Here is a 21,477-nt window from a genome sequence, read left to right as displayed (position 1 = left end):
GAGGACGGGTAGCATCCTGGATGCTCGGCGGGCGTCGAGGAAACCGGTGCAATTCCGGTGCGGTCGCGCCACTGTGAACAGCCAGACCCTCCCCGGCGAGCACCCGAAACCCGATGGGCGCGTCACCCGAGGAAGGTCACCCGTGATCCTGCTGCTGTCCACGTCAGACACCGATCTGCTGAGTGCGCGTGCCAGCGGCGCCGACTACCGGTGGGGGAATCCGGCCCGGCTGCTCGTGGACGATCTGCCCGCGCTGCTCGACGGCGCCGATCTGGTGATCGTGCGGATCCTCGGCGGTAAGCGGGCCTGGGAAGCGGGCCTGGACGCGGTGCGTGCCAGTGGCGTTCCGATGGTGGCGCTGGGCGGGGAGATCGCGCCGGACGCCGAGCTGATGGAATGTTCGACCGTGCCCGGTGGTGTCGCCGCGGACGCCCACAACTACCTGGCCGCGGGCGGCGCGGAGAATCTGCGCCAACTGCACGGTTTCCTGTCCGACACGGTGCTGCTCACCGGTCACGGTTTCGAACCGCCGGTGCAGCTGCCGACCTGGGGCGAACTCGAACGGTCCGCGCGCGATCTCGACCGCGACGCGCCCACCGTCGCGGTGATCTACTACCGCGCCCAGCATCTCGCGGGCAATACCGGCTACATCGATGCGCTGTGCACCGCGATCGAGGACGCGGGCGCCCGTCCGCTGCCGCTGTACTGCGCCTCGCTGCGCACCGCCGAACCCGAATTGCTCGATACCCTGCGCCGGGCCGACGCGCTCGTCGTCACCGTACTGGCCGCGGGCGGTTCCAAACCCGCGACCGCCTCGGCGGGCGGCGACGACGAGGCGTGGGACGTGGCCGCGCTGGCCGGACTCGACGTGCCGATCCTGCAGGGCCTGTGCCTGACCAGCGGTCGCGCCCAGTGGGAAGCCAATGACGACGGACTGTCCCCGCTGGATGTCGCGACCCAGGTGGCGGTACCCGAATTCGACGGCCGCATCATCACGGTGCCCTTCTCGTTCAAGGAATTCGACGCCGACGGCCTTTCCACCTATCTGCCCGATGCCGAGCGCGCCGCGCGGGTGGCCGGGATCGCCGTGCGGTACGCGCGGCTGCGCCACATTCCCGCCGCGGACAAGCGGATCGCGATCATGCTGTCGGCCTACCCGACCAAACATGCCCGCATCGGTAACGCGGTCGGCCTCGACACCCCGGCGAGCGCCATCCGGCTTCTGACCGAATTGCGTTCGGCGGGATACGATCTCGGCGCACCGGGGGAGGTTCCCGGCCTGGAGGAACGCGACGGCGACGCGCTGATCCACGCGCTCATCGCGGCGGGCGGCCAGGATCCGGACTGGCTGACCGCCGAACAGTTGGAGGGCAACCCGATCAGGATCGGCGCCCCCACCTACACCGCCTGGTTCGACACCCTGCCGCAGGATCTGCGCGAGGCAGTCGTCCAGGCGTGGGGTCCGCCCCCCGGCGAGATGTATGTGGACCGTTCCGCCGACGCGCGCGGCGAAATCGTCATCGCGGCATTGCGTTTCGGCAATGTGGTACTGATGGTGCAGCCGCCGCGCGGTTTCGGCGAGAATCCCGTCGCCATCTATCACGATCCGGATCTGCCCCCGAGTCACCATTACCTGGCCGCGTACCGCTGGGTCGGCGCCCCCGACGGTTTCGCCGCGGACGCGATGGTGCACCTCGGCAAGCACGGCAACCTGGAGTGGTTGCCCGGCAAAACACTCGGTATGTCCGCGTCCTGCGGCACCGATGCCGCGCTCGGCGATCTGCCGCTGATCTATCCGTTCCTCGTCAACGATCCCGGCGAGGGCACCCAGGCCAAACGCCGGGCCCACGCGACCCTGGTCGATCACCTCATTCCGCCGATGGCGCGTGCCGAAAGCTACGGCGACATCTCGCGTCTGGAGCAGTTGCTCGACGAACACGCCAACATCTCCACCCTCGACCCGGCCAAACTGCCCGCCATCCGCCAGCAGATCTGGACGCTGATGCGCGCGGCCGAGATGGATCACGATCTCGGGCTGGCCGAACGCCCGGATGAGGATTCCTTCGACGATATGCTGCTGCACGTCGACGGCTGGCTGTGCGAGATCAAGGACGTGCAGATCAGGGACGGACTGCACATCCTCGGTCAGGCGCCCGTGGGGGAGACGGAACTCGACCTGGTGCTGGCCATGCTGCGCGCGCGCCAGTTGTGGGGCGGTGAGCGCAATGTGCCCGGCCTGCGGGAGGCACTCGGCCTCGATGAATCCGGCGAGGAGACTCGCGGACGCGTCGACGTGGTCGAACGCAAGGCCAGGGATCTGGTCGGGGCCTTGCAGGCCGCCGACTGGTCGGTGGACGCGGTGGACGACGTGGTCGCCGAATTCGCTGCCACCATCGTGGAATCCACCCTGAGCGAACAGGATTCGGCGACGCGGCTGGACGCGGTGCGTTCGGTGCTGCGTTTCGCCGCCGCGGAGGTCGCGCCGCGTCTGCGCCAGACCGGCATCGAGATCGAGCGGGTGCTGCACGCACTGAACGGCGGCTTCATTCCGGCCGGTCCGAGCGGTTCGCCGTTGCGCGGGCTGATCAATGTGCTGCCGACCGGTCGCAACTTCTATTCGGTCGATCCCAAGGCCGTGCCGTCGCGCTTGGCCTGGGAAACCGGTCAGGCCATGGCCGAGTCACTCCTCGACCGATACCGCGCCGACCACGGCGAATATCCGCGCTCGGTCGGGTTGTCGGTGTGGGGCACCTCGGCCATGCGCACCTCGGGCGACGATATCGCCGAAGTGCTCGCGCTGCTCGGCGTCCGGCCGGTGTGGGACGAGGCCAGTCGACGCGTGACGACCCTCGAGGTGATCTCACTCGAGGAACTCGGCCGTCCGCGCGTCGACGTCACGGTGCGCATCAGCGGATTCTTCCGCGACGCCTTCCCGCACGTCCTCGCGCTGCTCGACGACGCGGTACGCCTCGTCGCCGCACTCGATGAACCGGCCGAATCGAATTACGTACGCGCGCACAGTGAATCGGATCTGGCCGAGCACGGCGACCGGCGTCGCGCCACGACCAGGATCTTCGGGTCGAAGCCGGGCACCTACGGCGCGGGCCTGCTGCAGCTGATCGACTCCAAGAGTTGGCGCACCGACGACGATCTGGCGCAGGTCTACACCGCCTGGGGCGGATTCGCCTACGGCCGCGATCTCGACGGCGCACCCGCGGCCGACGATATGCGCACCGCCTACCGGCGAATCGCGGTGGCCGCCAAGAACACCGACACCCGCGAACACGATATCGCCGACTCCGACGACTACTTCCAGTACCACGGCGGCATGGTCGCCACCGTGCGCGCGCTGACGGGCAGGAACCCGGAGGCCTACATCGGTGACAGCACCCGCCCCGACGCGGTACGCACCCGCACCCTCTCCGAGGAGACCGCGCGGGTATTCCGCGCGAGGGTGGTGAATCCGCGCTGGCTCGATGCGATGCGCAGGCACGGTTACAAGGGCGCGTTCGAAATGGCCGCCACCGTCGACTATCTGTTCGGCTACGACGCGACCACCGATGTCGTCGCCGACTGGATGTACGAAAAGCTCACCGAGAGTTATGTTTTCGATGAGGTGAATCGCAAATTCATGGAGCAGTCGAATCCGTGGGCGCTGCACGGCATCACCGAGCGGCTACTCGAGGCCGCCGAACGCGGCATGTGGTCCGCACCGGAGCGGGAAACACTGGACCGGCTGCGTCAGGTGTACCTGGAGACCGAGGGCGAACTCGAGTAGCGCACACGCCCGGACCGGTTTCGTGACACGTCGGTTTGCTGCGCCGGGCCATGCGAACGCGGTGGGTCTCCCGTGGGGAAAATTACCGACGACATGATCGCAAGCCCCAAGAATTCGGGCCGATCATTCGATCTTGCAAGGCTTTTCGGTTTCGTCGAAACGCTCCCGTGATTGATGCCGGGAGCGCATCATTGTTGATGTCCCAGGTCCGTTTCTCGGGGAAACGTCAATCGATTCGGCTGGATTGGAATGCTCATGAAAATCAGAAAATTGGTAGCGGCAACGGTTTTGACGGTCGCCGCCACCGGTGTCACCGCCGCGACCGCGTACGGATCGCCCGCGATCACGGATCCGGTGATCGCGGGTAACGACCGCGGTGTCGAATACACCGCCGCGGTCGCTCCCGACCACTCCACCGCCACCATGACCTTGGCCTCCGGCCGCTTCGTGGTGACACCGGAGGCCGGGATCTCCGTGGTCGCGCCCGACGGCACGGTAGTGGCGACCGTGCCGACCACACTGAACACCGTAGCGGGTCAACAGGTGCGGGTGGCGCCGGAAGTCGACGCCGCGGCAACCACATTGACGCTCACGCCGGTCGGGGGAGCGCCGGCGCGGGCCGAATTCATCGGGGACGCGGGAACAACGGTGGCGGGCGTACTGATCGGCTGCGCGGTCGGCGCGTTGATCGGGGTGTTGTTCTTCGTCGCCGGATTCGTTCCCGGATGTCTGGTCGGCGGTCTCATCGGTGGCGTGATCGGTGCCAATCAGTGACGTGACCGAATAGGGCATCGATAAATATCGGAAATCCCGGTCGCGCTCGCCGAGTAATTGTCGACGCGGCCGGGGAATTCGTGTGTCCGAATGAACTCGGTGAATCCCGATTCATCCGCGGCACGGTGGAATCAGCCGGCGACGGCATTTCGATGACGGCGAAATATCGCGCGCCACCGGCACTGGTTCGACAGTTCGGCGGCCGACACCTGTTCGACCTCGACGGCGCGCAAGCCGTCGACGGCGAAAGCCTCGACCTCCGAGCGCGTGAGCGGCCACGGCGGCCCGTCGACCTGCTCGTCCTCGGCGCGGATACCCGAAATCACGACGAGTTCGCCAGCGGGCGCGACCATGCGCGCGATATACCCGGTTGCCTCCGCCCGTACCGACAGCGGCATCGACTGCACGGTGATCGACTCGACCACCAAATCGAACGCGCCGGTCCACCCGGCGGGCGGATTCAGTAGATCGGCGACTATGTATTCCACCGAGGATTCCGGAAACCGTTGCCGCGCGGTGCTGATCGCCGTCTCCGAGATGTCGAATGCGACCACCCGAAACCCCAGGCTCGCAATATATTCGGCATCCCGACCGAGTCCGCACCCGACCACGAGCGCGCTCCGGCCCGCTCCCGATATACCCTCCGACCAGCTGACCAGGACAGGATTGGCTTCCGGGACATCCCACGGCACGATCGCCGTACCGTCGGCCGCCGCGGCGTAGAGCGGTTCGAACCATCCTGTCGGATCATCCTGTGCGAGGGCTTCGGCGGCGAAACGGGACGCGTCGATGTCACGGGGGCTGCTCACCCGACGAGTCTGCCGCAGCGACGGGCGGCCGATGCCGTCGGCCCGTCGTCACGCAGACAGCGCTGCCGATGCCGTTGCCCCCGGCCGTGTCCTCGACAGCGCGATATCGGTGATCATTCTGCCGCGGGTCGGGCGTCGATGTCGTCGGGGCCGGTAACCGGTTCGCGGATCACATTGGTGATGAGCTCGCCGAAGGCGTAGGGGTCATGGATGAGCCAGGTGTGCCCGCCGGACACAGTGATGCTCTGCGGGGCGCCGAGGGCGGTCTGCAACGACAACGAGGTGGATTCGGGGATGACCGTGTCTCGATTGCTCCACACCACGAAGATGGGGAGTCTGCGTTCGGCGAGCGCGGCGAGTTCGGAGGCCAGGTTGGCGGTGCGGGCGAGATGGGCGACTTCCCGGACCGCGGTCGGGTTCCGCAGCAGGTTCGGCACCGCGTCGCGCAAGATCACGGGCAGGACCCGGCTCGCTTGGCGGCCGGGGAGCAGGTCCGCCTGCAGGTGCAGGCCCCAGTCCCAGAGCGGGCGTTCGCGCAGCGCCCGCACCACGCCACGGCCGTCGGTCCACGCCGAGCCGCCGATGGAGTTCACGAGTACGAGCCGCTCGGCGAGGTCGGGGAGGTCGTGGGCGGCCTCGATCGCGACGCCGCCGCCGAAGGAGTGCCCGACCAGGGTCACCGGTCGGGGTAGGTCGATCGCGTCGGCGAAGTGGCCGACCCATCGGGCGTATCCGGCGAGGGTTCGGTGCTCGACCGGCAGGCTTGCGGTACCGCCGAACCCGGGAAGCGCCGGGCTGTACACGCGTATTCCCATGTCGATGAGCTGTTCGAGCGGGCGGGTATAGGCCTGTCCGCCGAGTCCCCAGCCGTGTAGGAAGAGCACGTGAGGTCCGAGCCCGCCGACCGCGTAGCGGGCGGGGCGGCCCTCGACCAGAATCGACCGCCAACGTAGCGGCGCCGGTTCGCCCGCGGCGTCGGCGATTCGATCGGCAGGCACGTCCGGGGCCGCCGCGTCGGGAGCTCTGACAGGCCGGAAGCGCTGGAGCAAGTCTCGCCACTGGGGCATCTGAACTCCTGACGTCGTCTCGACTATGTCGCGTTTCCGTTCGAGGCTGGTTCTGCCTTTCCGCCCACACCACAGAAAGCGAGCTGGTCCATATCAAGAATGGCCGGTAGCTCCATCCAGCCGGAAGGACGCAACGTCCACCATGTCCGGGTCGCCGGTCTCTCGATCCAGGGACTTTCGGCATCCTCCGATCGAGACGCACCACGCGGCCCGCCGCTGGGCGATCCGCGGCGCGTCAGTCCGGCGTGTGCGCTGTGACCGTGGTGCTCGCCGTCCCGTTGTTCATCGGTGTCGACACCGGTGGGGTCGTCGGCAGTGTCTCGGCGGTGCGGGGCAGGGTCGCGGAGGCGGTGGTTTCGCGCGCGAAGAAGGCGCCGATGTCGCCGATCGCGCTCATCAGTGGTGCCGGGAACACGACGGTGGTGTTCTTGTCGACGCCCAGTTCGAGGAGGGTCTGCAGGTTGCGCAGTTGCAGGGCGAGGGGGTGAGCCATCATGGTGTCGGAGGCCTCGCCCAGCGCTGCGGCGGCCATGGATTCGCCCTCGGCGGCAATGATCTTGGCGCGCTTCTCCCGTTCGGCTTCGGCTTGGCGTGCCATGGCCCGCTTCATGGTGTCGGGCAGTTGGATGTCCTTCAGTTCGACCAGGGTGACTTCGACACCCCACTCCAGAGTGGTGGTGTCGAGGATCTGTCGGATGTCGGCGTTGATGGTGTCGGTTTCGGCGAGCGCTTGGTCGAGGGTGTGCTGTCCGACGACTTTGCGGAGCGTGGTCTGCGCGATCTGGTCGATGGCGGCGTAGACGTTCTCGATGGCGACGACCGATTTCTCGGCGTCGACGACGCGGAAGTAGGCGACGGCGGAGATATCTACGCTGACATTGTCGCGGGTGATGATGCCTTGGGATTGGATCGGCATGGTGACGATGCGCATCGACACCTTCCGCAGTCGATCGATGACCGGGATGATGAATCTCAGTCCGGGTTCTCTGACTGCGATCACGCGTCCGAGGCGGAACAGCACTCCTCTTTCATATTGGATCACCACCCGAATCGAGAGTGACAGCACGATCAGTGCCGTGATGAGCACTGCGAGAGCAATCACGAACGCATTCACGACTTCTCCTTATCGACCCGAATTCGGGTCGGCATCTGAATCGGGGGTGGACGGTGACGCGGATGCCCGGCGACGATCCAGCTCACCACCTTCAGAATGCGGCTCCGCACACCGAGTGCACAGTGCCGAACGGCACCCCCCGCCGGGTACTTCGTCGCCGGGGGGCGCGGGGCAGCCCACCTGTTGTCCGAATCGGGACGTCGTCGGTCACCGTCGGCCCGGCCGCTGGGTGCTCAGCGCCGACGAGGCCATCGAGCCAGGGACCAACGGCACGTGCCCCGGCGACGATCGGGCCTGTTGGCGATGTGGCGCCGTCGACGAGTCTGAGAAGAAGACTCGTCAGGAGGTGTTCGATGTTCGAGGATCGTAGTGACGCGGGCCGCCGGTTGGCGGCGCGGTTACAGCCGCTGCGCGGCGAGGACGTGGTTGTGCTCGGACTGCCCCGCGGTGGTGTGCCGGTCGCGTTCGAGGTCGCGCATGCGCTGAAGGCGCCACTGGATGTGATCGTGGTGCGCAAACTCGGTGTGCCCCACCAATCGGAGCTGGCGTTCGGCGCGATCGGTGAGGACGACGTACGGGTGATCAACGATAGCGTCGTGCGGCGAGCGGGGCTCACCGATGCGGAGATGGCCACGGTGCAACGCCGTCAGCGCGAGGAGCTCACGCGGCGGGTCGAGCGGTTTCGGGGTACTCGGCCGCGGATTTCGCTCACCGGCCGTACGGCGGTGATCGTCGACGACGGCATCGCCACCGGTGCCACCGCCCGCGCCGCCTGCCGGGTCGCGCGGGCGCACGGCGCGGCGCGGGTCGTGCTGGCCGTTCCGGTCGGGGCGCGAGACACGCTCACGGCCTTGGCGAAGGACGCCGATGAGGTGATCTGCCTGGACACGCCGGCGCGGTTCTACGCGGTCGGCCAGTGGTATGAGAATTTCGAGCAGACCACCGACGACGAGGTGGCCGACCTGTTGCGGCGTGCCGCGGACGGGATGACGGTGCAGCGAGGAGCGGCCGATGATCCGCCGCTGCGTGATGACGAGGTACGGGTTGTCGCGGCGGGCGTCGGACTCGCGGGGCATCTCACCATCCCGGAGAATCCGATCGGTGTGGTGGTGTTCGCCCACGGCAGCGGCAGTAGCAGGCACAGCCCCCGCAACCGTTACGTCGCCACGGTCCTGGAGCGAGAAGGATTGGGCACCTTGCTGTTCGATCTACTCACCCCTGAGGAAGAACTGGACCGGGCCATTGTCTTCGACATCGAGCTGTTGTCGCGCAGGCTGGTCGAGGTCACCGGGTGGCTCGCCCGTCAGGACCACGTCGTAGACCTGCGCATCGGATATTTCGGGGCCAGCACCGGCGCCGCGGCGGCCCTTCGGGCCGCGGCCGACCCGCGGGCGCAGATCGCCGCGGTGGTCTCACGCGGCGGCCGACCCGATCTGGCTGGTGACGCTCTGGCACATGTCCGGGCGCCGACACTGCTCATCGTCGGCGGTGACGACCATCTCGTCCTGGAACTCAACCGCCGCGCCGCCGCGGCGCTGTCGTGTGAGACCGCGCTGGCGGTCGTGCCGGGTGCGACGCATCTGTTCGAGGAACCCGGCACGCTGCAGAGAGCGGCCGAACTCGCCCGGGACTGGTTCATCGACCACCTCGCACCCGTGGGGAAGAGAGAAAGGCCGTGACAACGGCAGTCAGCTCAACTGCATCGTGTGTCGGCCGGAATCGATGGCCTGCCGCAGTTCGGTGCGCGACAGTTGATGGTTGCCACACTCGCAGTGGGCCGGCACCGAGTCCTCGGTGAAGCGGTCGGCGTCGAGCAGGTCGAGATAGCGGGTGCCGTGCTTGCTCGCGCGGTGTGGCTCGTCGACGAAATCGCGCTGCCCATGTGCGTGTGGTCCCACCGACGATTCGTAGACCGCGCCGAGAGCGGTATCGAAAACCGTGGCGACATGATGGCTTCGACCGCAGCGCACGCGCAGCACGGCGTGCGCGTCACGGCCGCCGCCGAGGTCCTCCACGGCTCGGCGGGCGGCGTGTTGGCGTTCGGCCGGGCTCAGGTCGGCTGAGTGGCTCATGAATTCCTCCGATGCTGTCGATTCGGCTCGGCTTCAGCGTGGCGCCTCGGCGCTGGCCGTCGGAAGATTCTGGGCGCACACGGCTTCGACGAATTCGCCGACCATCTGTTCGGGCAGGTGACGTGCCAGGTCCGCCTCGGTGATGATGCCGACCAGCCGGCCGCGCTCGGTGACCGGAAGCCGCCGGATCTGGTGCTGTTCCATGAGGGCAAGGGCGTCATCGATGTCGGCGCCGACGTCGACGGTGTGCAACGCGTCGCCCTGGGCGAGTTCACCGGCGGTGGTCGTTTTCGGATTCGCGCCGATGCCGATGACCTTGATGATGATGTCGCGGTCGGTGACGATGCCGACCGGATGATGTTCTCCGTCGCAGATGGGCAATGCGCCGACATCCAGTTGGCGCATGCGCTGCGCTGCGGTATCCATGGTGTCGCGCACTCCGATGCATGCTGCGCTGGGGTGCATGATCTCTTGTGCGTTGGTCATGACGAGCTCCTCGCCGTGGTCGGGTTTCGATTGTCTGACTATCATTCGACGGCGTTCCGTCGTGCCGACAGGGGAAAAGGTCATCGGGGCACGGGGTCCTTCCGCGTGCGCGCTGATCGAAAGGATCCGGCGACGCCGATGGCGCGGGCGGGCTCGGCGGCGGCGACCCGGCCGTACCGTCCTCAATGCCGCATGGATTCGGTTGTGCTGCCGGGTGATCGGTGCTGACGCAGGCGAGCGTCGAGACCATCTATGACACAGCACAGCCCGAAATCGAAGGCCATCGCGCGGGCTACGCCGGGATTCACCTGCGCCGTCGCCCGGAAGTCCGCGATCATCTCGGGATAGTCGCGCGCCACCTCCACCAGATCGTCGAGCAACTCCTCGCGGTCGGGTTCGTCATCGCCGAACGTGTGTGCCCAGGCGAGTTCCGGGATGATCTGGCCGAGGACGAACGAGATCACCACGCTGCTCGCCAGGTAGATATCGGTGCCGGTGAATCCCGCCTCGATGAAGGCGCGGCGCAGGCGCTCGGTGAGCCGCAGGGCATTCGGGCCGATACTAGGCAGTTGACCGATCAGCGAGGCAGCCCACGGGTGGGCGTGCAGGGCCGCGCGGAAGCCGTAGGCGAAGGTCGTGATCACCTCGCGCCAGGACACCTGTCCAGGTTCGGCGCTGTCGAGCGTGCCCCAGAACTCGTCGAGTGCCAATTCCAGCAGTTCGTCCTTATTGGCGACGTACCAGTACAGACTCGTCGCCCCCGCGTCGAGTTTCGTGCCGAGTTTGCGCATGCTGAGCGCGGGCAGGCCATCGGCGTCGAGTATCGCGACCGCGGCGGTGACGATCTGGTCGCGTCTGAGTCCCGACGCCTTCGGCTGTCGGGTTTCACGGGTCCACACCGACGAGAACTGCTTGCTCACGAGCCATATCCTATATTCACTCGCACATCGTTCGAGAATATCGTACGGTGTGCGAGTGGAATCGAACACTGTACGAGACCCCCGTCGCTGGTGGATTCTGGGGGTGCTCTGTCTCTCGCTACTCGTGCTGATGATCGACGGAACCGTCCTCAACCTCGCCATTCCGTCCCTCATTCGGGAACTGGGCGCGACTCCGTCCGACATTCAATGGATCCTCGACGCCTACGTCTTGGTCTTCGCCGGACTCCTGCTCACCGCGGGCAGCCTCTCCGACCGTTTCGGCAGGCGGCGCATGCTGATCACCGGGCTGGCCGTGTTCGGCGTGGCGTCGCTGGCGGCGGTCCTCTCGGCCGAACCCTGGCAGGTCGTCGCGGCCCGGGCCGCGATGGGCGTCGGCGGGGCGTTGCTGATGCCGTCGACGCTGTCCATTCTGATGACGACCTTCGCCGAGGACGAACGGCGTACCGCCATGGCCGCGTGGTCGACGGTATCCATCGTCGGCATCGTCGCGGGGCCGACCCTCGGCGGCACGCTGCTCGAGCATTACTGGTGGGGTTCGGTCTTCCTCCTGAATATTCCGGTGGCGGTGGCGGCGATCGTCGCCGCACTGGTGCTGATGCCCGAGAGCACCGGGGAACAGCGGCCCGTCGACCTGGTCGGCGTGCTGCTGTCCATCGTGGCGTTGGGCGCGATCGTCTACGTGATCATCGAACGCGAGTGGAATATCGCCATGATCGTGCTCGCGATCATCGCGGCGGCCGGTTTCGCGGTGTGGGAGGCGCGTTCGGAACATCCGATGCTTCCCCTCGGCGTCTTCCGTAGCAGGGATTTCACCGGCACCGCCCTGACCCTGCTGCTCATGGTGTTCGGTATGGGCGCGCTCATGCTGATGCTGACGCAATACCTGCAATTCGTACTCGGCTACGGACCGATGAAGGCCGGCCTGGCCTTGTTGCCGTACGCGGTCGCGGCTGCCGTATGCAACGGGCTCGGGGCGACGCTCGGCAAGTCGCTGAGCAATAAGACCCTGATCGTCTCGGGTCTGCTCGTGATGGGCGCCGCCTTCGTCGTTCTCGCCGTCGGCGCGGGCTACCTGTGGGTTCTGATCAGCATGCTCGTCATGGGAGTCGGCGGTGGATTGGCCGGTCCGGCCGCCTACGCCGCCATCATGAACGCTATTCCGCTCGAACACGCGGGCGTCGGCTCGGCCATGAACGACACCCTGCAACAGGTCGGTATGGCGATCAGTATCGCCGTCCTCGGCAGCGTGCTGGCCGGTGTCTTCAGCTCGCGCATGCCGGGCGACGCGCCCGAGGCGGCGCGCGAATCCATCGGCGCCGCATTCGAACTCGGCTATGTCGAACCTGCCAAGGACGCGTTCACCGTGGCCATGTCGGCGGGTGCGTGGATCAGCGCGGGCTTCAGTGTGGCTGCCGCGATCCTCGGGCTCCTGCTGTTGCGCTCACGGCCGGCCACCGATCCGGCGGGCGAGGCGGAGCAGGCGCTGGTGGCCTAGGACGGCCTAGGACCCCTCGCGCCTACGGCGTAGGTGGCGTCGCGGGTCGGCGGACGTCGAGCCGGACGCGCCTACGCGCTGTCCTGGTCGCGCAGCCGCCGTGACGGCGGGCGCCGCCGCTGTATCGATCGATCATCCACGGCACGCAGGTGGGTGGTCTTCGGCTCGGGCCGCTGCGGCGAATCCGCGGAACTACTCGGCCAGTACCGGCTGACAGGGGGATCGGCCGGTCGCGGAGTGTCGGGGATGTCCTCTTCCCACCACGCGATGCGATCGGCGAATGGAGATTCGGAATTCGAGCGTTTCGGCGGTGCCAGACCGACGCCGTCGTGGCGTGTGGTCGGCGCCGGGCGCGCGGGCGGCGAGCCGGCGGTGCGTTCGACGGAGGTCAAGCCGACGCTGACGAACAACAGCATGGTGACGATACTGATCGCGGCGATCAACGGGCCGAGGAGTTGCAGAGCTTCCGCCCCCGTCGGCGCGCCCTGATGACCGGTGTGCTCGGCGTGAATGGAAGCCATGCCGGTGTAGTGCATGCCCGAGACCGCCACGCCCATGATCAGCGCCGCGCCGATGGTGGCGAACGTGCCGTCGATGTGCACCGTGAACCACAGGGCGACTGTCGCCGCCACAACCGCGATCACGATGGACGCGGCGACCAGTCCGGTGTCGTAGCTAATCGCCGCATCGGATTTCATCGCGTACATGCCGAGGTAGTGCATACTCGCGACGCCGAGCCCGGTGATGGCGCCACCTGCCAGTAGTCCCGGCAGCTTCGGCTCCGGTTTGACCACCAGCAACAGCCCGATCCAGACAACCCCGACGGCGGTGACCGCGCTGAGCAGCGTGAACGGCACGTTGTAGCGGATCTGCGCGCTCTGGATCGAGAATCCGAGCATCGCGATGAAATGCATCACCCAGACGCCCGTGCCGCCGATGGCCAACGCGGATAGACCGAGCCATGACGTTCGGTTGCCATGCCTGGCGCGCGCGGCGCACTGCAATCCGAGTAGGCAGCCGATGAACGACATGACGTAGGACAGCAGTGGGGTCAGCCATCCATGACTGAAGTGGTAAATATCTAGCACCGTGAAAAACCCCACTGCCGACCGTCGTGCCGAGCGTACGAAATTGTGTAGAGGCTCAGACGATACGGCAGGTTGCCGGTAGCAAGATGTGGCGTTCGTCACTCTTTGTTTATCCGACGAGATGGGGAGAATGCCGCGACTGCTCCGTGGGGCAATGAGTGGGCTATCTCGGTTTACTGCGACAGGGCGCCAAGGGAGATCGCCGAGCGCGATGCGGGAGAGTGACGCCGACGGTCGCGCACCGTCGAGGTCACCGGTCGTGCCTACAACCCGTGGTTTGCCACGAAGACGGCCCCCGGCGCGACGTCGTCCCGCACGAGGCACAGCCGAGCCCAGTCTTCGCCGTCGTACATCCGGCCGGCGTCGACGCGGTTCTCGGCGAAGGTGTGGATCAGGTTCGGCAGCGACCACGCCGACATGGCGCGAACAACGGCGAAGGCCGCGGCCTTACCCGCCACCGCGGCTTGCGGTGTGGGAGCAACGGCGACGCAGAGCAACGCGTACACGCCCGGGATATGGGACACCGCGCCGCCCGCGTCGACCGGGCGGGCGATGGCGCCGCCCAGATGACGCAATTCGGTGAACATCAGCCCGGTGGCGGTGCCGTCGCCGACCTGGGCGAGTAACGCGGTGACCGCGGCGTCATCGAGGTCGCCCAGGACGCTGTGATCGCCGACGGTCGGTGTCGGTGCGGGCGGGTCCATGTGGACGAAAAGCAGGTTGGCCGAAGGGATCCTGGCGAAGGTATCCAGTTCCGGTCGCAGCGCGCGCAGGGGTTCGAGGATCGCCGCGGCGGTGTCGTCGTCCGCCAGGACGGCCCCGTCGATGACGACGATATCGCGGCCGGACAGGAACGGGGGCAACTCGGGCAGCGGCGGGAAACTCATGATCCGCAGCGATGTCGTCACCGATTCGGGTGCGGTCCTGCTCCACCGCGTCCATGCCGGAACCACCTCGGCGGCGCGGCTGCGGTCCCACAGCAGCATTCCGGCGAAAACATCGGCGTACGGCAGCAATTCGAGTTCGATCGACACCACCACACCCAGGTTCCCGCCGCCGCCGCGCACCGCCCAGAACAGGTCGGGGTTCTGATCGGCGGAGGCGTGGGCGACGGTGCCGTCATACAGCACCACATCCGCCGAGCGCACCGAATTCGCCGCGACGCCGTGCTCGCGGCCGTAGAACGAGAGTCCGCCGCCGAGAATGTAACCCGCCACCGCGACATCGGGTGCGCTGCCGTGCGGCGCGGTCAGGCCGTGCGGCGCCGCGGCGGCGATCACGTCCTGCCACAGCGTGCCGCCGACGACCGTCGCGGTGCGCGCCGCCGGGTCGACGGTGACGCCGGTGAATTCCGACAGACGCAGCAGCACGACGTCATCGAGCGCGCGTTCACCGAGCGGACCCGCCCCGTGTCCTGTGCTCTGCGGGGCGACCCGCAGACCCGCGGCGGTGGCAGCGCGAACGACGGCCGCGACCTCGTCGACACTGCGGGGGATCGCGACCGCGGCGGGACGCTGGTCAACGGCGAGGTTCCACGGCGTGCGTGCTGCGTCGTAGCCGTCGTCACCGGGCAGATGCAGTTCGCAGTGATTCCGCAGTGTTTCCAGAGCCTCGGCGGTGGTCGTTTCGAAAGAAGTCATGTCGGCAACCTTCGGGCCGCGCGCACCGCCGCGCCATCCCGATCAGCAGGGGAGATACGGCCCGGCGGATCTGGTGGTGGCGGGCACCCAGACTTCTGGGATGGTGGGAAGCCGGGTGCGGGCGCACACTGGCTGTCATGGCTCGAGGACTCGCCGCCGCACGTGTGCGACAGGATATGGATGTCGTCGCGCGCGCCGGACTCGACCTCGACACCTTCCTCGAGGAAGCGGTCGCCTCGGTGTCGCGGGCGGTTCCGTGGGTGAGCGCGTGCATCGCCACCCACGACCCGGTCACCCACATGTTGACCAGTGCGAGGAAATACGGTGACCTCCGCGACCGCAACAGCCACGACCAGGAATTCGGGCTGATCGAATACGGCACCGTGGAACCGACCGCGTTCACCGAACTGGCCCGCGCCGAGATCCCCGCCGCGGGCGTGCATCTCATGACAAACGGTGACGTCGAGCGTTCCGGCCGCATGAGCACCTTCATGAAACCGCGTTTCGGTTTCGGCGACGAGGCCCGTCTCGCGTTCCGGGACGGGCACGAGACCTGGGGTGCGATGGCCCTGTTCCGTGGGCCCGGCGACGCGCCGTTCGACAGCGCCGAAATCGATTTTCTCGCCTCGCTCGCGGCGCCCTTCGCGCACGGCGTGCGCACCGGGATGCTGGCGCGGCTCGCCGAAGCCCCACCCTCCACCCCGGTGACCGGCCCCGCGGTGGTGATCGTCGGCCCCGACGATCAGATCGCGCAGATGAGTCTCGGCGCGGAGCAACGGCTCGGCGAAATCGACTGGGGCGTGGCAGGCGGCGATCCGCTCGCCCCGGTCGCGGCGTTGGTCGGCGCGGCCAGGCGATTCGGACGCGGCGAGACATCCGTCCCGCCGCGCTGTCGGCTACGCACCACCGGCGGAATGTGGCTGGTGCTGCACGCGGGTCCGCTCACCGCCCGTGGCGGCAGACAGGGTGATGTGGTGATCACCATCGAAGAGGCTCGTCCGCCGGAGATCGTGGCGATCGTCGTCGCCGCCTACGGGTTGTCGCCACGGGAAAGAGATGTCGTCCAACTGGTGCTGCAAGGTATCGACACCAAGGAGATCGCGGCGACGCTGCATCTGTCGACCTATACCGTCCAAGACCACCTGAAATCGGTCTTCGACAAGGCCGATGTCCGGTCCCGGCGCGAGTTGATCTCGCGGGTGTATTTCGACCAGTATGTGCCGCGAATGGGGGCGGAATTGACGCCGACCGGGTGGTTCGTCGCGCCCGACGCGCAAGAGCGGCAGCCGAGCGCCTGAACCGATGCGCGCTCCTCGGCTACCCTCGCTCGCAGCGGCTCGTCGCATGTCGGTGACGGGCATGATTCGGGATCGGACACGGGGGATCATGTGTCACCGTTCAGGCGGGCAACCAAGCGGGATTACCTTCTGGCACTGGCGGTATCGTTGGTGATGATCGCGGCGGCTACGGGATTCGTGATGCTCGGTGATCGGTACACGCGCTCACATCCGCCGGCGGCGGCCCCGGCCGACCTGTGTTCGGCGATCGGCATCCCGGTGTTCGAGCGCCTCGTGCCTGCCGCAGCCCGCGTCACCGAGGCGACCTATTCCTCGGGCGGGGACGCCGCCTGCTACTACATCACTCGCGATTCCCCACCTGGCAACGATGGCTACGGGCTGTTACATGTTCGCCTGCTGCGCTACGGCGGTTTCTTCTGGCGCTCCGGAACTGCCAGGGCCTCGAATGCTCTCGACCATGTTTGCGACGGCCCCGCGGTCGCCGGACAACTCCACGACGCCACCGGTCTCGGCGACGAGGCGTGCGCCGCCGACAGCGATGAAGGCCCTGGCGGCACCGGCGCGAGTTCGGTGATCCTGCGCCGTGGCGCCGACGTGATCTGGATCGATTACTCCCGCCACCCCGCCACCACCGCGCAGACACAGCAGGCGGTCGTCGACGTCGCCATGGCCGCCCTCGCTGGCGTCCCCTGACCCGACATCGGCCGCCTTCTGGTGTGGCGTGGCATCCGACCCGCGGCGGGTGAGCGATGAGCAAGCGACGCCCCGGCCAGGACCGGGCCCTACGCCTGCGCGCGTAGTGCGTATTCCGCGCCGGGTCGGATGTCATCTCCCGCGCCGCCGCCTACCGTCGTAGCTATGACGTGGCACACCATCGCCGATAGTAAATACGCACTCCTGACCACCTACAAGAGGGACGGCACCCCGGTCGGCACTCCCGTGTGGGTCGCTCCCGACGGTGACCGGATCGTGGTCTGGACCCACCCTGACACCGGCAAGGTCAAGCGCATCCGGCGCAATGCCGATGTCACCCTTCAGGTCTGCGATCCGCGTGGCCGCACCGGTGACGCACCGCCGGTCGCCGGTCGCGCGGAGATACTCGGACCTGACGGCACCGAACGCGTGCGCGAGGTAGTCGGAGGCAAATACCGCTACGCGGGCAGACTTTTCATTCGCGCACACAAAATGTTCAAGGGCGCGGACGGCTCGGTGGGGTTGGCGATCACCCGGCGCTGAAGCCTGGTTCGGGGCCGACTACCTGTCGCGGGCCGACCTCGAGTTCTCTCACGCGGATTCGGCTAGTCCGGCCGAACGCCAGGTATCGGCCAACTCCTGGAGGGGCAGGTCGAGCGCCTGGCTCAGCGCGACCACGGTGCCGAAGGCGGGAGAGGGCAATCGCCCGGTTTCGATTTTGCGCAACGTTTCGGGCGAAATACCCGCCGCGGCGGCGACATCGGTGAGATCACGGTCCGCGCGGGCCGCGCGCAACCGGCTGCCGAGGCGGCGACCGGCCTCGATCTGGGCGGGGGTGAGCGGAAGTCGGACCATGCGACCAGGGTACGAGTGGTATTTAAATACCGCAAGCCGCTATGGTGGTATTAAAATACCGAGTGGAGGTTGTGATGGTGGAGCTCAAGTCGCCCGAGGAAATCGAACGGATGGGGGTGACCGGGCGGTTCGTCGCGGGGGTGCTCGCCGAACTGCGTGCGCGCGCCGCGGTCGGCGTGAATCTGCTGGAGCTGGAAGCGTATGTGCGCGAACGGATCCGGCAGGCCGGTGCGCAATCCTGCTACTGGGATTACGCGCCGTCGTTCGGGCGCGGACCGTTCCGCAATACTGTCTGTCTGTCGGTGAACGACGCTGTCCTGCACGGACTTCCGTTCGACTATGCCCTGCGTGACGGTGACGTGCTGAGTATCGACCTCGCCGTCGGCATCGACGGGTGGGTGGCCGATTCCGCGATCACGGTCATCGTCGGCACGCCGGACCCGCAGGACCGGCGATTGGTCGGCGCGACCGAGGAGGCGCTGGCCGCGGCCATCGCGGTCGCGTTGCCGGGCAATCGGATCGGCGATATCTCGGCCGCCATCGCCGGGGTCGCCCACTCCCACGGATATCCGGTGAACACCGAATTCGGCGGCCACGGTCTCGGCCGGACCATGCACGAGGATCCGCACATCCCCAATGTGGGCAAACCCGGGCGCGGCTACCCGCTGCGACCCGGTTTGACCATTGCCATCGAACCCTGGTTCGCGCGTACGACGAACCGGATCTACACCGACCCCGACGGCTGGACCATCCGTTCCGCCGACGGTTCCCGCACCGCGCATTCGGAACATACCGTCGCCATCACCGAGGACGGCCCCCGAGTTCTCACCGCGGCGGCCTGACGTCGCCATCGAGCCAACGCTCCAGATCGGTGCCCGCGCGCAATTCGGCGGCGACGGCGATCCGGTCCTGTGCGGACAGTTCCAGCGCGCGAATATCGGCGCGATACTTCTCCGCCCGGTCCGGATCGTCCATGGCGACCGCCAATTCGGCCAGCATGGCCATGGCGCGGGCGCGCTCGAGGGGCGTCGCGCTCGCGGCGAACCGCCCGAGACCGACCTCGAGTACGCGTGTGGCGGCCCGGTCGTCATTCTTGAAATCGCGCAGGATTCGGGCGTTGTCGAGAACGCGGGCGAGGTCTTCCAGATCACGTGACCCCCCGTATTCCAGATCCTCGGGTTCGTCGCGCTGGATGAATACGAGGGTGTTGCCGTCGGGGTCCACCAGGCTGAATCGGCTCTGGCCCGGCCGGAATCGGGTGATGCGGGGTTGGCCTTTGGTCGGGATCCTGCCGTAGCGGGCGCGCAGGGCCGCGCTGAATTCGCGGTGCGCGGCTGCCACCTCATCGACCATCACCAGGCAGGCGACATGTTCGATGACCGATTCGACCTTGGCGGGGACCCCGGCGACGTGGATCGGACAGCCGTTGCGTTCGAAGACGAGATAGACGTACGGGCGGGTCTGCTCGTGGGTGACGGTGTATCCGAGCGTTCGATAGAAATCGATGGTCGCGGCCGGCGTCGCGGACCAGAGCACGGGAACCGGGGTGTCGCCCATGGTTGTTCCTCCAGCTGATCTTAGCTAGTCAAATTTGATTACCACAGCTTAGGGGGCGATACGCGGAAGTCAAGCTCGAGTAGCATGAGCGTTCGAACGGATGCGGGGAACTCGGTGGAAGGATGGTCGGCATGTCCACGGTGCGGCTGCTCGTGCTCGGAGTGATCCGCGGCCGGGGGCAGGCCCACGGCTACGCGGTGCGCGGCGAACTGCTGTCATGGCGTGCCGATACGTGGACCAACGTCAAGCCGGGTTCGATCTACCACGCCCTCAAACAGCTCGGCGCGGAGGGAAAATTGCGCGCCTCCGATACCGAGAGCAGCGACAAGGGGCCGGGGCGGACCCTGTTCGCGCTGACCGACGCGGGCGAAGCGGAATTCCTGACGCTGATGGACGCGGCACTGGTCAGCGTCGATATGGAGGAATTGGGCGCGGGTATCGCGTTCATGGACGCCCTGCCCCGCGCGCACGTCATCGAGAAATTGCGCGAACAACGCCGCAACAGCGTCGCCGTGCGCGAGGAACTGCTCGCGATGATCCCCGATTTCCCCGGACGCTACGAACCGCCGCATGCCACCGATCTACTGGAACTGTGGAGCGGTGTGTTCGACAATCTCTCGGCCTGGACCGGCGGTATCCTCGCCCGGCTGGAGGCGGGGGAGTACCGGATGCGGGAATCAGCGCGCGGTGCGTCCGATTCGGGCGATTAGGCTGCGGTCATGACCAATACGCTAGGGGCCATCGGCACCGCGGATTACGTTCTCCTGACCACGTTCCGAAAGGACGGCACGCCGGTCGGGACGCCCCTGTGGGCGGTGGCGGACGGCGACAAACTGTTCGTCTGGACCGTCACCGACAGTTGGAAGGTGAAACGGCTGCGCCGCAATCCCGCGGTCACCGTGCAGCCCTGCGACGTGCGGGGTAAGCCGCGCGGCGAGGTGGTCGAGGGCACCGGCCGGGTCTTGGACGCGGAGGGCACCCAGCGGGTGCGGAAACTGTTGATGCGCAAGTACTTCATCCTGGGTCCGCTGACCATTCTCGGGAGCACGCTGCGCCGCGGGAAATCCGGAACCATCGGGATCGAAATCACCTTGATGCCCCCACCTGCGGTGTAGCGGGAAGCCGGCGGGCAATCCGCAAGTCGGGTAGGGCGATTCGGGGGAGTGTGGGGCGAAGGCCGTACCGGCTCGGATATCCTGGCGCGCGCACCGGGGTAGTTCACTGGCAGACCTCATATTTCGGCCCTGCCCCGGGGGGAGGGAACGTGATGACGGTACCAACGCGACGGCCGAATGCCTCTCGCCCTTACCCGATCGCCGATCATTCGGCGTCCGGGCCGACACCGCAGTCCACCGCGAACGGATGGGTTCCGGTGATCATCGCCGGCGTCGCCGCCGCCTTCGCGATCGCGATCGCGGGCGTGATCGCCGGTCTGATCGTGGTCAGTATCCGGGAGTCGGCGATGCCGGACCCAGCGCCCAGATCCGCGTCCGCGCCCATGGCCAGCGTTCCGGTGGCCGCGCCGCCCGCCGCCGCGGTGCCGACGACGATCGCGGCGCATACCGCCGCCGCGCCCGCGCCCGCGAAACTCGACCCGCTGATCGTGCAGCGCGGCGTGGTGCAGGTCCTGGGCGATTCGTACGGGATGGAGGATGTGCGCGAGGTGAAATGCCCCGCCGAGCAGCCGGTGGAACTGGGCACGGTTTTCGACTGCTCGGCTCGGGTGGACGGGATCAAGAAAAGCGTCACGATCACCGTCACCGATCTCGACGGCACCTACGAGGTCAGCCGTCCGCACTAGCAACGGTGC

At 67.3% G+C, this 21,477-nt stretch carries 21 protein-coding genes; 11 read left to right on the top strand and 10 right to left on the bottom strand.

Annotated features, from left to right (window positions below; all coding sequences use genetic code 11):
* Positions 1-142: 142 nt before the first annotated feature.
* Both cobN and ABZS43_RS20390 read left to right on the top strand, forming a co-directional pair.
* Complete coding sequence (cobN, locus tag ABZS43_RS20395; RefSeq protein ID WP_355037483.1) at positions 143-3,778, top strand: cobaltochelatase subunit CobN; 3,636 nt, start codon at positions 143-145, stop codon at positions 3,776-3,778.
* Between the two features lie 255 nt (positions 3,779-4,033).
* Positions 4,034-4,552, top strand: coding sequence for a hypothetical protein (locus tag ABZS43_RS20390; RefSeq protein ID WP_355037482.1), 519 nt, complete (start codon positions 4,034-4,036; stop codon positions 4,550-4,552).
* Between the two features lie 131 nt (positions 4,553-4,683).
* Here ABZS43_RS20390 and ABZS43_RS20385 read toward each other — a convergent pair whose 3' ends face one another.
* The 3 genes from ABZS43_RS20385 to ABZS43_RS20375 all read right to left on the bottom strand — a co-directional run bounded on the left by ABZS43_RS20385 (position 4,684) and on the right by ABZS43_RS20375 (position 7,542).
* Positions 4,684-5,361, bottom strand: a complete 678-nt coding sequence (locus ABZS43_RS20385; RefSeq protein ID WP_355037481.1) for a class I SAM-dependent methyltransferase — start codon at positions 5,359-5,361, stop codon at positions 4,684-4,686.
* A 113-nt stretch (positions 5,362-5,474) separates the two neighbouring features.
* The gene (locus ABZS43_RS20380) at positions 5,475-6,428 is read right to left on the bottom strand and encodes an alpha/beta hydrolase (RefSeq protein ID WP_355037480.1); all 954 of its coding nucleotides are present in this window, start codon (positions 6,426-6,428) and stop codon (positions 5,475-5,477) included.
* A gap of 235 nt (positions 6,429-6,663) precedes the next feature.
* Complete coding sequence (locus ABZS43_RS20375; RefSeq protein ID WP_355037479.1) at positions 6,664-7,542, bottom strand: slipin family protein; 879 nt, start codon at positions 7,540-7,542, stop codon at positions 6,664-6,666.
* A gap of 353 nt (positions 7,543-7,895) precedes the next feature.
* Between ABZS43_RS20375 and ABZS43_RS20370 the strand changes: the two genes are divergently transcribed.
* On the top strand, positions 7,896-9,221 hold the full coding sequence (locus tag ABZS43_RS20370; RefSeq protein ID WP_355037478.1) for a phosphoribosyltransferase family protein: 1,326 nt from the start codon (positions 7,896-7,898) through the stop codon (positions 9,219-9,221).
* A 9-nt stretch (positions 9,222-9,230) separates the two neighbouring features.
* Here the strand turns inward: ABZS43_RS20370 and ABZS43_RS20365 are convergent, their stop codons facing one another.
* The 3 genes from ABZS43_RS20365 to ABZS43_RS20355 all read right to left on the bottom strand — a co-directional run bounded on the left by ABZS43_RS20365 (position 9,231) and on the right by ABZS43_RS20355 (position 11,020).
* Complete coding sequence (locus ABZS43_RS20365) at positions 9,231-9,614, bottom strand: hypothetical protein (RefSeq protein ID WP_355037477.1); 384 nt, start codon at positions 9,612-9,614, stop codon at positions 9,231-9,233.
* Between the two features lie 33 nt (positions 9,615-9,647).
* Complete coding sequence (locus ABZS43_RS20360; protein WP_355037476.1) at positions 9,648-10,100, bottom strand: CBS domain-containing protein; 453 nt, start codon at positions 10,098-10,100, stop codon at positions 9,648-9,650.
* 182 nt (positions 10,101-10,282) lie between these two features.
* Complete coding sequence (locus ABZS43_RS20355) at positions 10,283-11,020, bottom strand: TetR/AcrR family transcriptional regulator (RefSeq protein ID WP_355037475.1); 738 nt, start codon at positions 11,018-11,020, stop codon at positions 10,283-10,285.
* A 55-nt stretch (positions 11,021-11,075) separates the two neighbouring features.
* Here ABZS43_RS20355 and ABZS43_RS20350 point away from each other — a divergent pair, with 55 nt between their 5' ends.
* The gene (locus tag ABZS43_RS20350) at positions 11,076-12,536 is read left to right on the top strand and encodes an MFS transporter (RefSeq protein ID WP_355037474.1); all 1,461 of its coding nucleotides are present in this window, start codon (positions 11,076-11,078) and stop codon (positions 12,534-12,536) included.
* A gap of 71 nt (positions 12,537-12,607) precedes the next feature.
* On the opposite strand, the gene ABZS43_RS20345 is transcribed toward ABZS43_RS20350, so the two are convergent.
* Positions 12,608-13,624 carry an MHYT domain-containing protein gene (locus ABZS43_RS20345; RefSeq protein ID WP_355037473.1) on the bottom strand — a complete coding sequence of 339 codons (1,017 nt, stop codon included), beginning with the start codon at positions 13,622-13,624 and terminating at the stop codon, positions 12,608-12,610.
* Positions 13,625-13,887: 263 nt separating this feature from the next.
* Complete coding sequence (locus ABZS43_RS20340; protein ID WP_355037472.1) at positions 13,888-15,264, bottom strand: FAD-dependent oxidoreductase; 1,377 nt, start codon at positions 15,262-15,264, stop codon at positions 13,888-13,890.
* A 137-nt stretch (positions 15,265-15,401) separates the two neighbouring features.
* Here ABZS43_RS20340 and ABZS43_RS20335 point away from each other — a divergent pair, with 137 nt between their 5' ends.
* The 3 genes from ABZS43_RS20335 to ABZS43_RS20325 all read left to right on the top strand — a co-directional run bounded on the left by ABZS43_RS20335 (position 15,402) and on the right by ABZS43_RS20325 (position 17,798).
* The gene (locus ABZS43_RS20335; protein ID WP_355037471.1) at positions 15,402-16,562 is read left to right on the top strand and encodes a helix-turn-helix transcriptional regulator; all 1,161 of its coding nucleotides are present in this window, start codon (positions 15,402-15,404) and stop codon (positions 16,560-16,562) included.
* A 90-nt stretch (positions 16,563-16,652) separates the two neighbouring features.
* Positions 16,653-17,255: a hypothetical protein gene (locus ABZS43_RS20330; protein ID WP_355037470.1), complete on the top strand. Its 603-nt coding sequence runs from the start codon at positions 16,653-16,655 to the stop codon at positions 17,253-17,255.
* A gap of 165 nt (positions 17,256-17,420) precedes the next feature.
* Positions 17,421-17,798, top strand: a complete 378-nt coding sequence (locus tag ABZS43_RS20325; RefSeq protein ID WP_355037469.1) for a PPOX class F420-dependent oxidoreductase — start codon at positions 17,421-17,423, stop codon at positions 17,796-17,798.
* A gap of 48 nt (positions 17,799-17,846) precedes the next feature.
* Here the strand turns inward: ABZS43_RS20325 and ABZS43_RS20320 are convergent, their stop codons facing one another.
* On the bottom strand, positions 17,847-18,110 hold the full coding sequence (locus ABZS43_RS20320; RefSeq protein WP_355037468.1) for a helix-turn-helix transcriptional regulator: 264 nt from the start codon (positions 18,108-18,110) through the stop codon (positions 17,847-17,849).
* A 74-nt stretch (positions 18,111-18,184) separates the two neighbouring features.
* Between ABZS43_RS20320 and map the strand changes: the two genes are divergently transcribed.
* Entirely contained in the window at positions 18,185-18,952 is a 768-nt protein-coding gene (gene map, locus ABZS43_RS20315; RefSeq protein ID WP_355037467.1) for a type I methionyl aminopeptidase, read from the top strand.
* On the opposite strand, the gene ABZS43_RS20310 is transcribed toward map, so the two are convergent.
* Positions 18,936-19,667: a glyoxalase gene (locus tag ABZS43_RS20310; protein WP_355037466.1), complete on the bottom strand. Its 732-nt coding sequence runs from the start codon at positions 19,665-19,667 to the stop codon at positions 18,936-18,938. The two genes, map and ABZS43_RS20310, sit on opposite strands and share 17 nt — an antisense overlap.
* Before the next feature lie 131 nt (positions 19,668-19,798).
* Between ABZS43_RS20310 and ABZS43_RS20305 the strand changes: the two genes are divergently transcribed.
* The 3 genes from ABZS43_RS20305 (at position 19,799) to ABZS43_RS20295 (ending at position 21,468) form a co-directional block, all read left to right on the top strand.
* Positions 19,799-20,377 carry a helix-turn-helix transcriptional regulator gene (locus ABZS43_RS20305; protein WP_355037465.1) on the top strand — a complete coding sequence of 193 codons (579 nt, stop codon included), beginning with the start codon at positions 19,799-19,801 and terminating at the stop codon, positions 20,375-20,377.
* A gap of 9 nt (positions 20,378-20,386) precedes the next feature.
* Positions 20,387-20,782: a PPOX class F420-dependent oxidoreductase gene (locus ABZS43_RS20300; RefSeq protein ID WP_355037464.1), complete on the top strand. Its 396-nt coding sequence runs from the start codon at positions 20,387-20,389 to the stop codon at positions 20,780-20,782.
* A 152-nt stretch (positions 20,783-20,934) separates the two neighbouring features.
* Positions 20,935-21,468, top strand: a complete 534-nt coding sequence (locus ABZS43_RS20295) for a DUF4333 domain-containing protein (RefSeq protein ID WP_355037463.1) — start codon at positions 20,935-20,937, stop codon at positions 21,466-21,468.
* Positions 21,469-21,477: the final 9 nt, after the last annotated feature.

Source organism: Nocardia sp. NPDC005366, assembly GCF_040606855.1.
In the GTDB taxonomy this organism is placed as follows: Bacteria; Actinomycetota; Actinomycetes; order Mycobacteriales; family Mycobacteriaceae; genus Nocardia.
Note: the sequence above shows the minus strand (reverse complement) of the source record. Positions and strands in the feature narration are given on the sequence as shown.

Coding starts and splice junctions, on each gene's coding strand:
- ABZS43_RS20390 (WP_355037482.1), top strand. CDS start 4,034: ATGAAAATCAGAAAATTGGTAGCGGCAACGGTTTTGACGGTCGCCGCC.
- ABZS43_RS20380 (WP_355037480.1), bottom strand. CDS start 6,428: ATGCCCCAGTGGCGAGACTTGCTCCAGCGCTTCCGGCCTGTCAGAGCT.
- ABZS43_RS20370 (WP_355037478.1), top strand. CDS start 7,896: ATGTTCGAGGATCGTAGTGACGCGGGCCGCCGGTTGGCGGCGCGGTTA.
- ABZS43_RS20365 (WP_355037477.1), bottom strand. CDS start 9,614: ATGAGCCACTCAGCCGACCTGAGCCCGGCCGAACGCCAACACGCCGCC.
- ABZS43_RS20360 (WP_355037476.1), bottom strand. CDS start 10,100: ATGACCAACGCACAAGAGATCATGCACCCCAGCGCAGCATGCATCGGA.
- ABZS43_RS20340 (WP_355037472.1), bottom strand. CDS start 15,264: ATGACTTCTTTCGAAACGACCACCGCCGAGGCTCTGGAAACACTGCGG.
- ABZS43_RS20335 (WP_355037471.1), top strand. CDS start 15,402: ATGGCTCGAGGACTCGCCGCCGCACGTGTGCGACAGGATATGGATGTC.
- ABZS43_RS20325 (WP_355037469.1), top strand. CDS start 17,421: ATGACGTGGCACACCATCGCCGATAGTAAATACGCACTCCTGACCACC.
- ABZS43_RS20320 (WP_355037468.1), bottom strand. CDS start 18,110: ATGGTCCGACTTCCGCTCACCCCCGCCCAGATCGAGGCCGGTCGCCGC.
- map (WP_355037467.1), top strand. CDS start 18,185: ATGGTGGAGCTCAAGTCGCCCGAGGAAATCGAACGGATGGGGGTGACC.
- ABZS43_RS20310 (WP_355037466.1), bottom strand. CDS start 19,667: ATGGGCGACACCCCGGTTCCCGTGCTCTGGTCCGCGACGCCGGCCGCG.
- ABZS43_RS20305 (WP_355037465.1), top strand. CDS start 19,799: ATGTCCACGGTGCGGCTGCTCGTGCTCGGAGTGATCCGCGGCCGGGGG.
- ABZS43_RS20300 (WP_355037464.1), top strand. CDS start 20,387: ATGACCAATACGCTAGGGGCCATCGGCACCGCGGATTACGTTCTCCTG.
- ABZS43_RS20295 (WP_355037463.1), top strand. CDS start 20,935: ATGACGGTACCAACGCGACGGCCGAATGCCTCTCGCCCTTACCCGATC.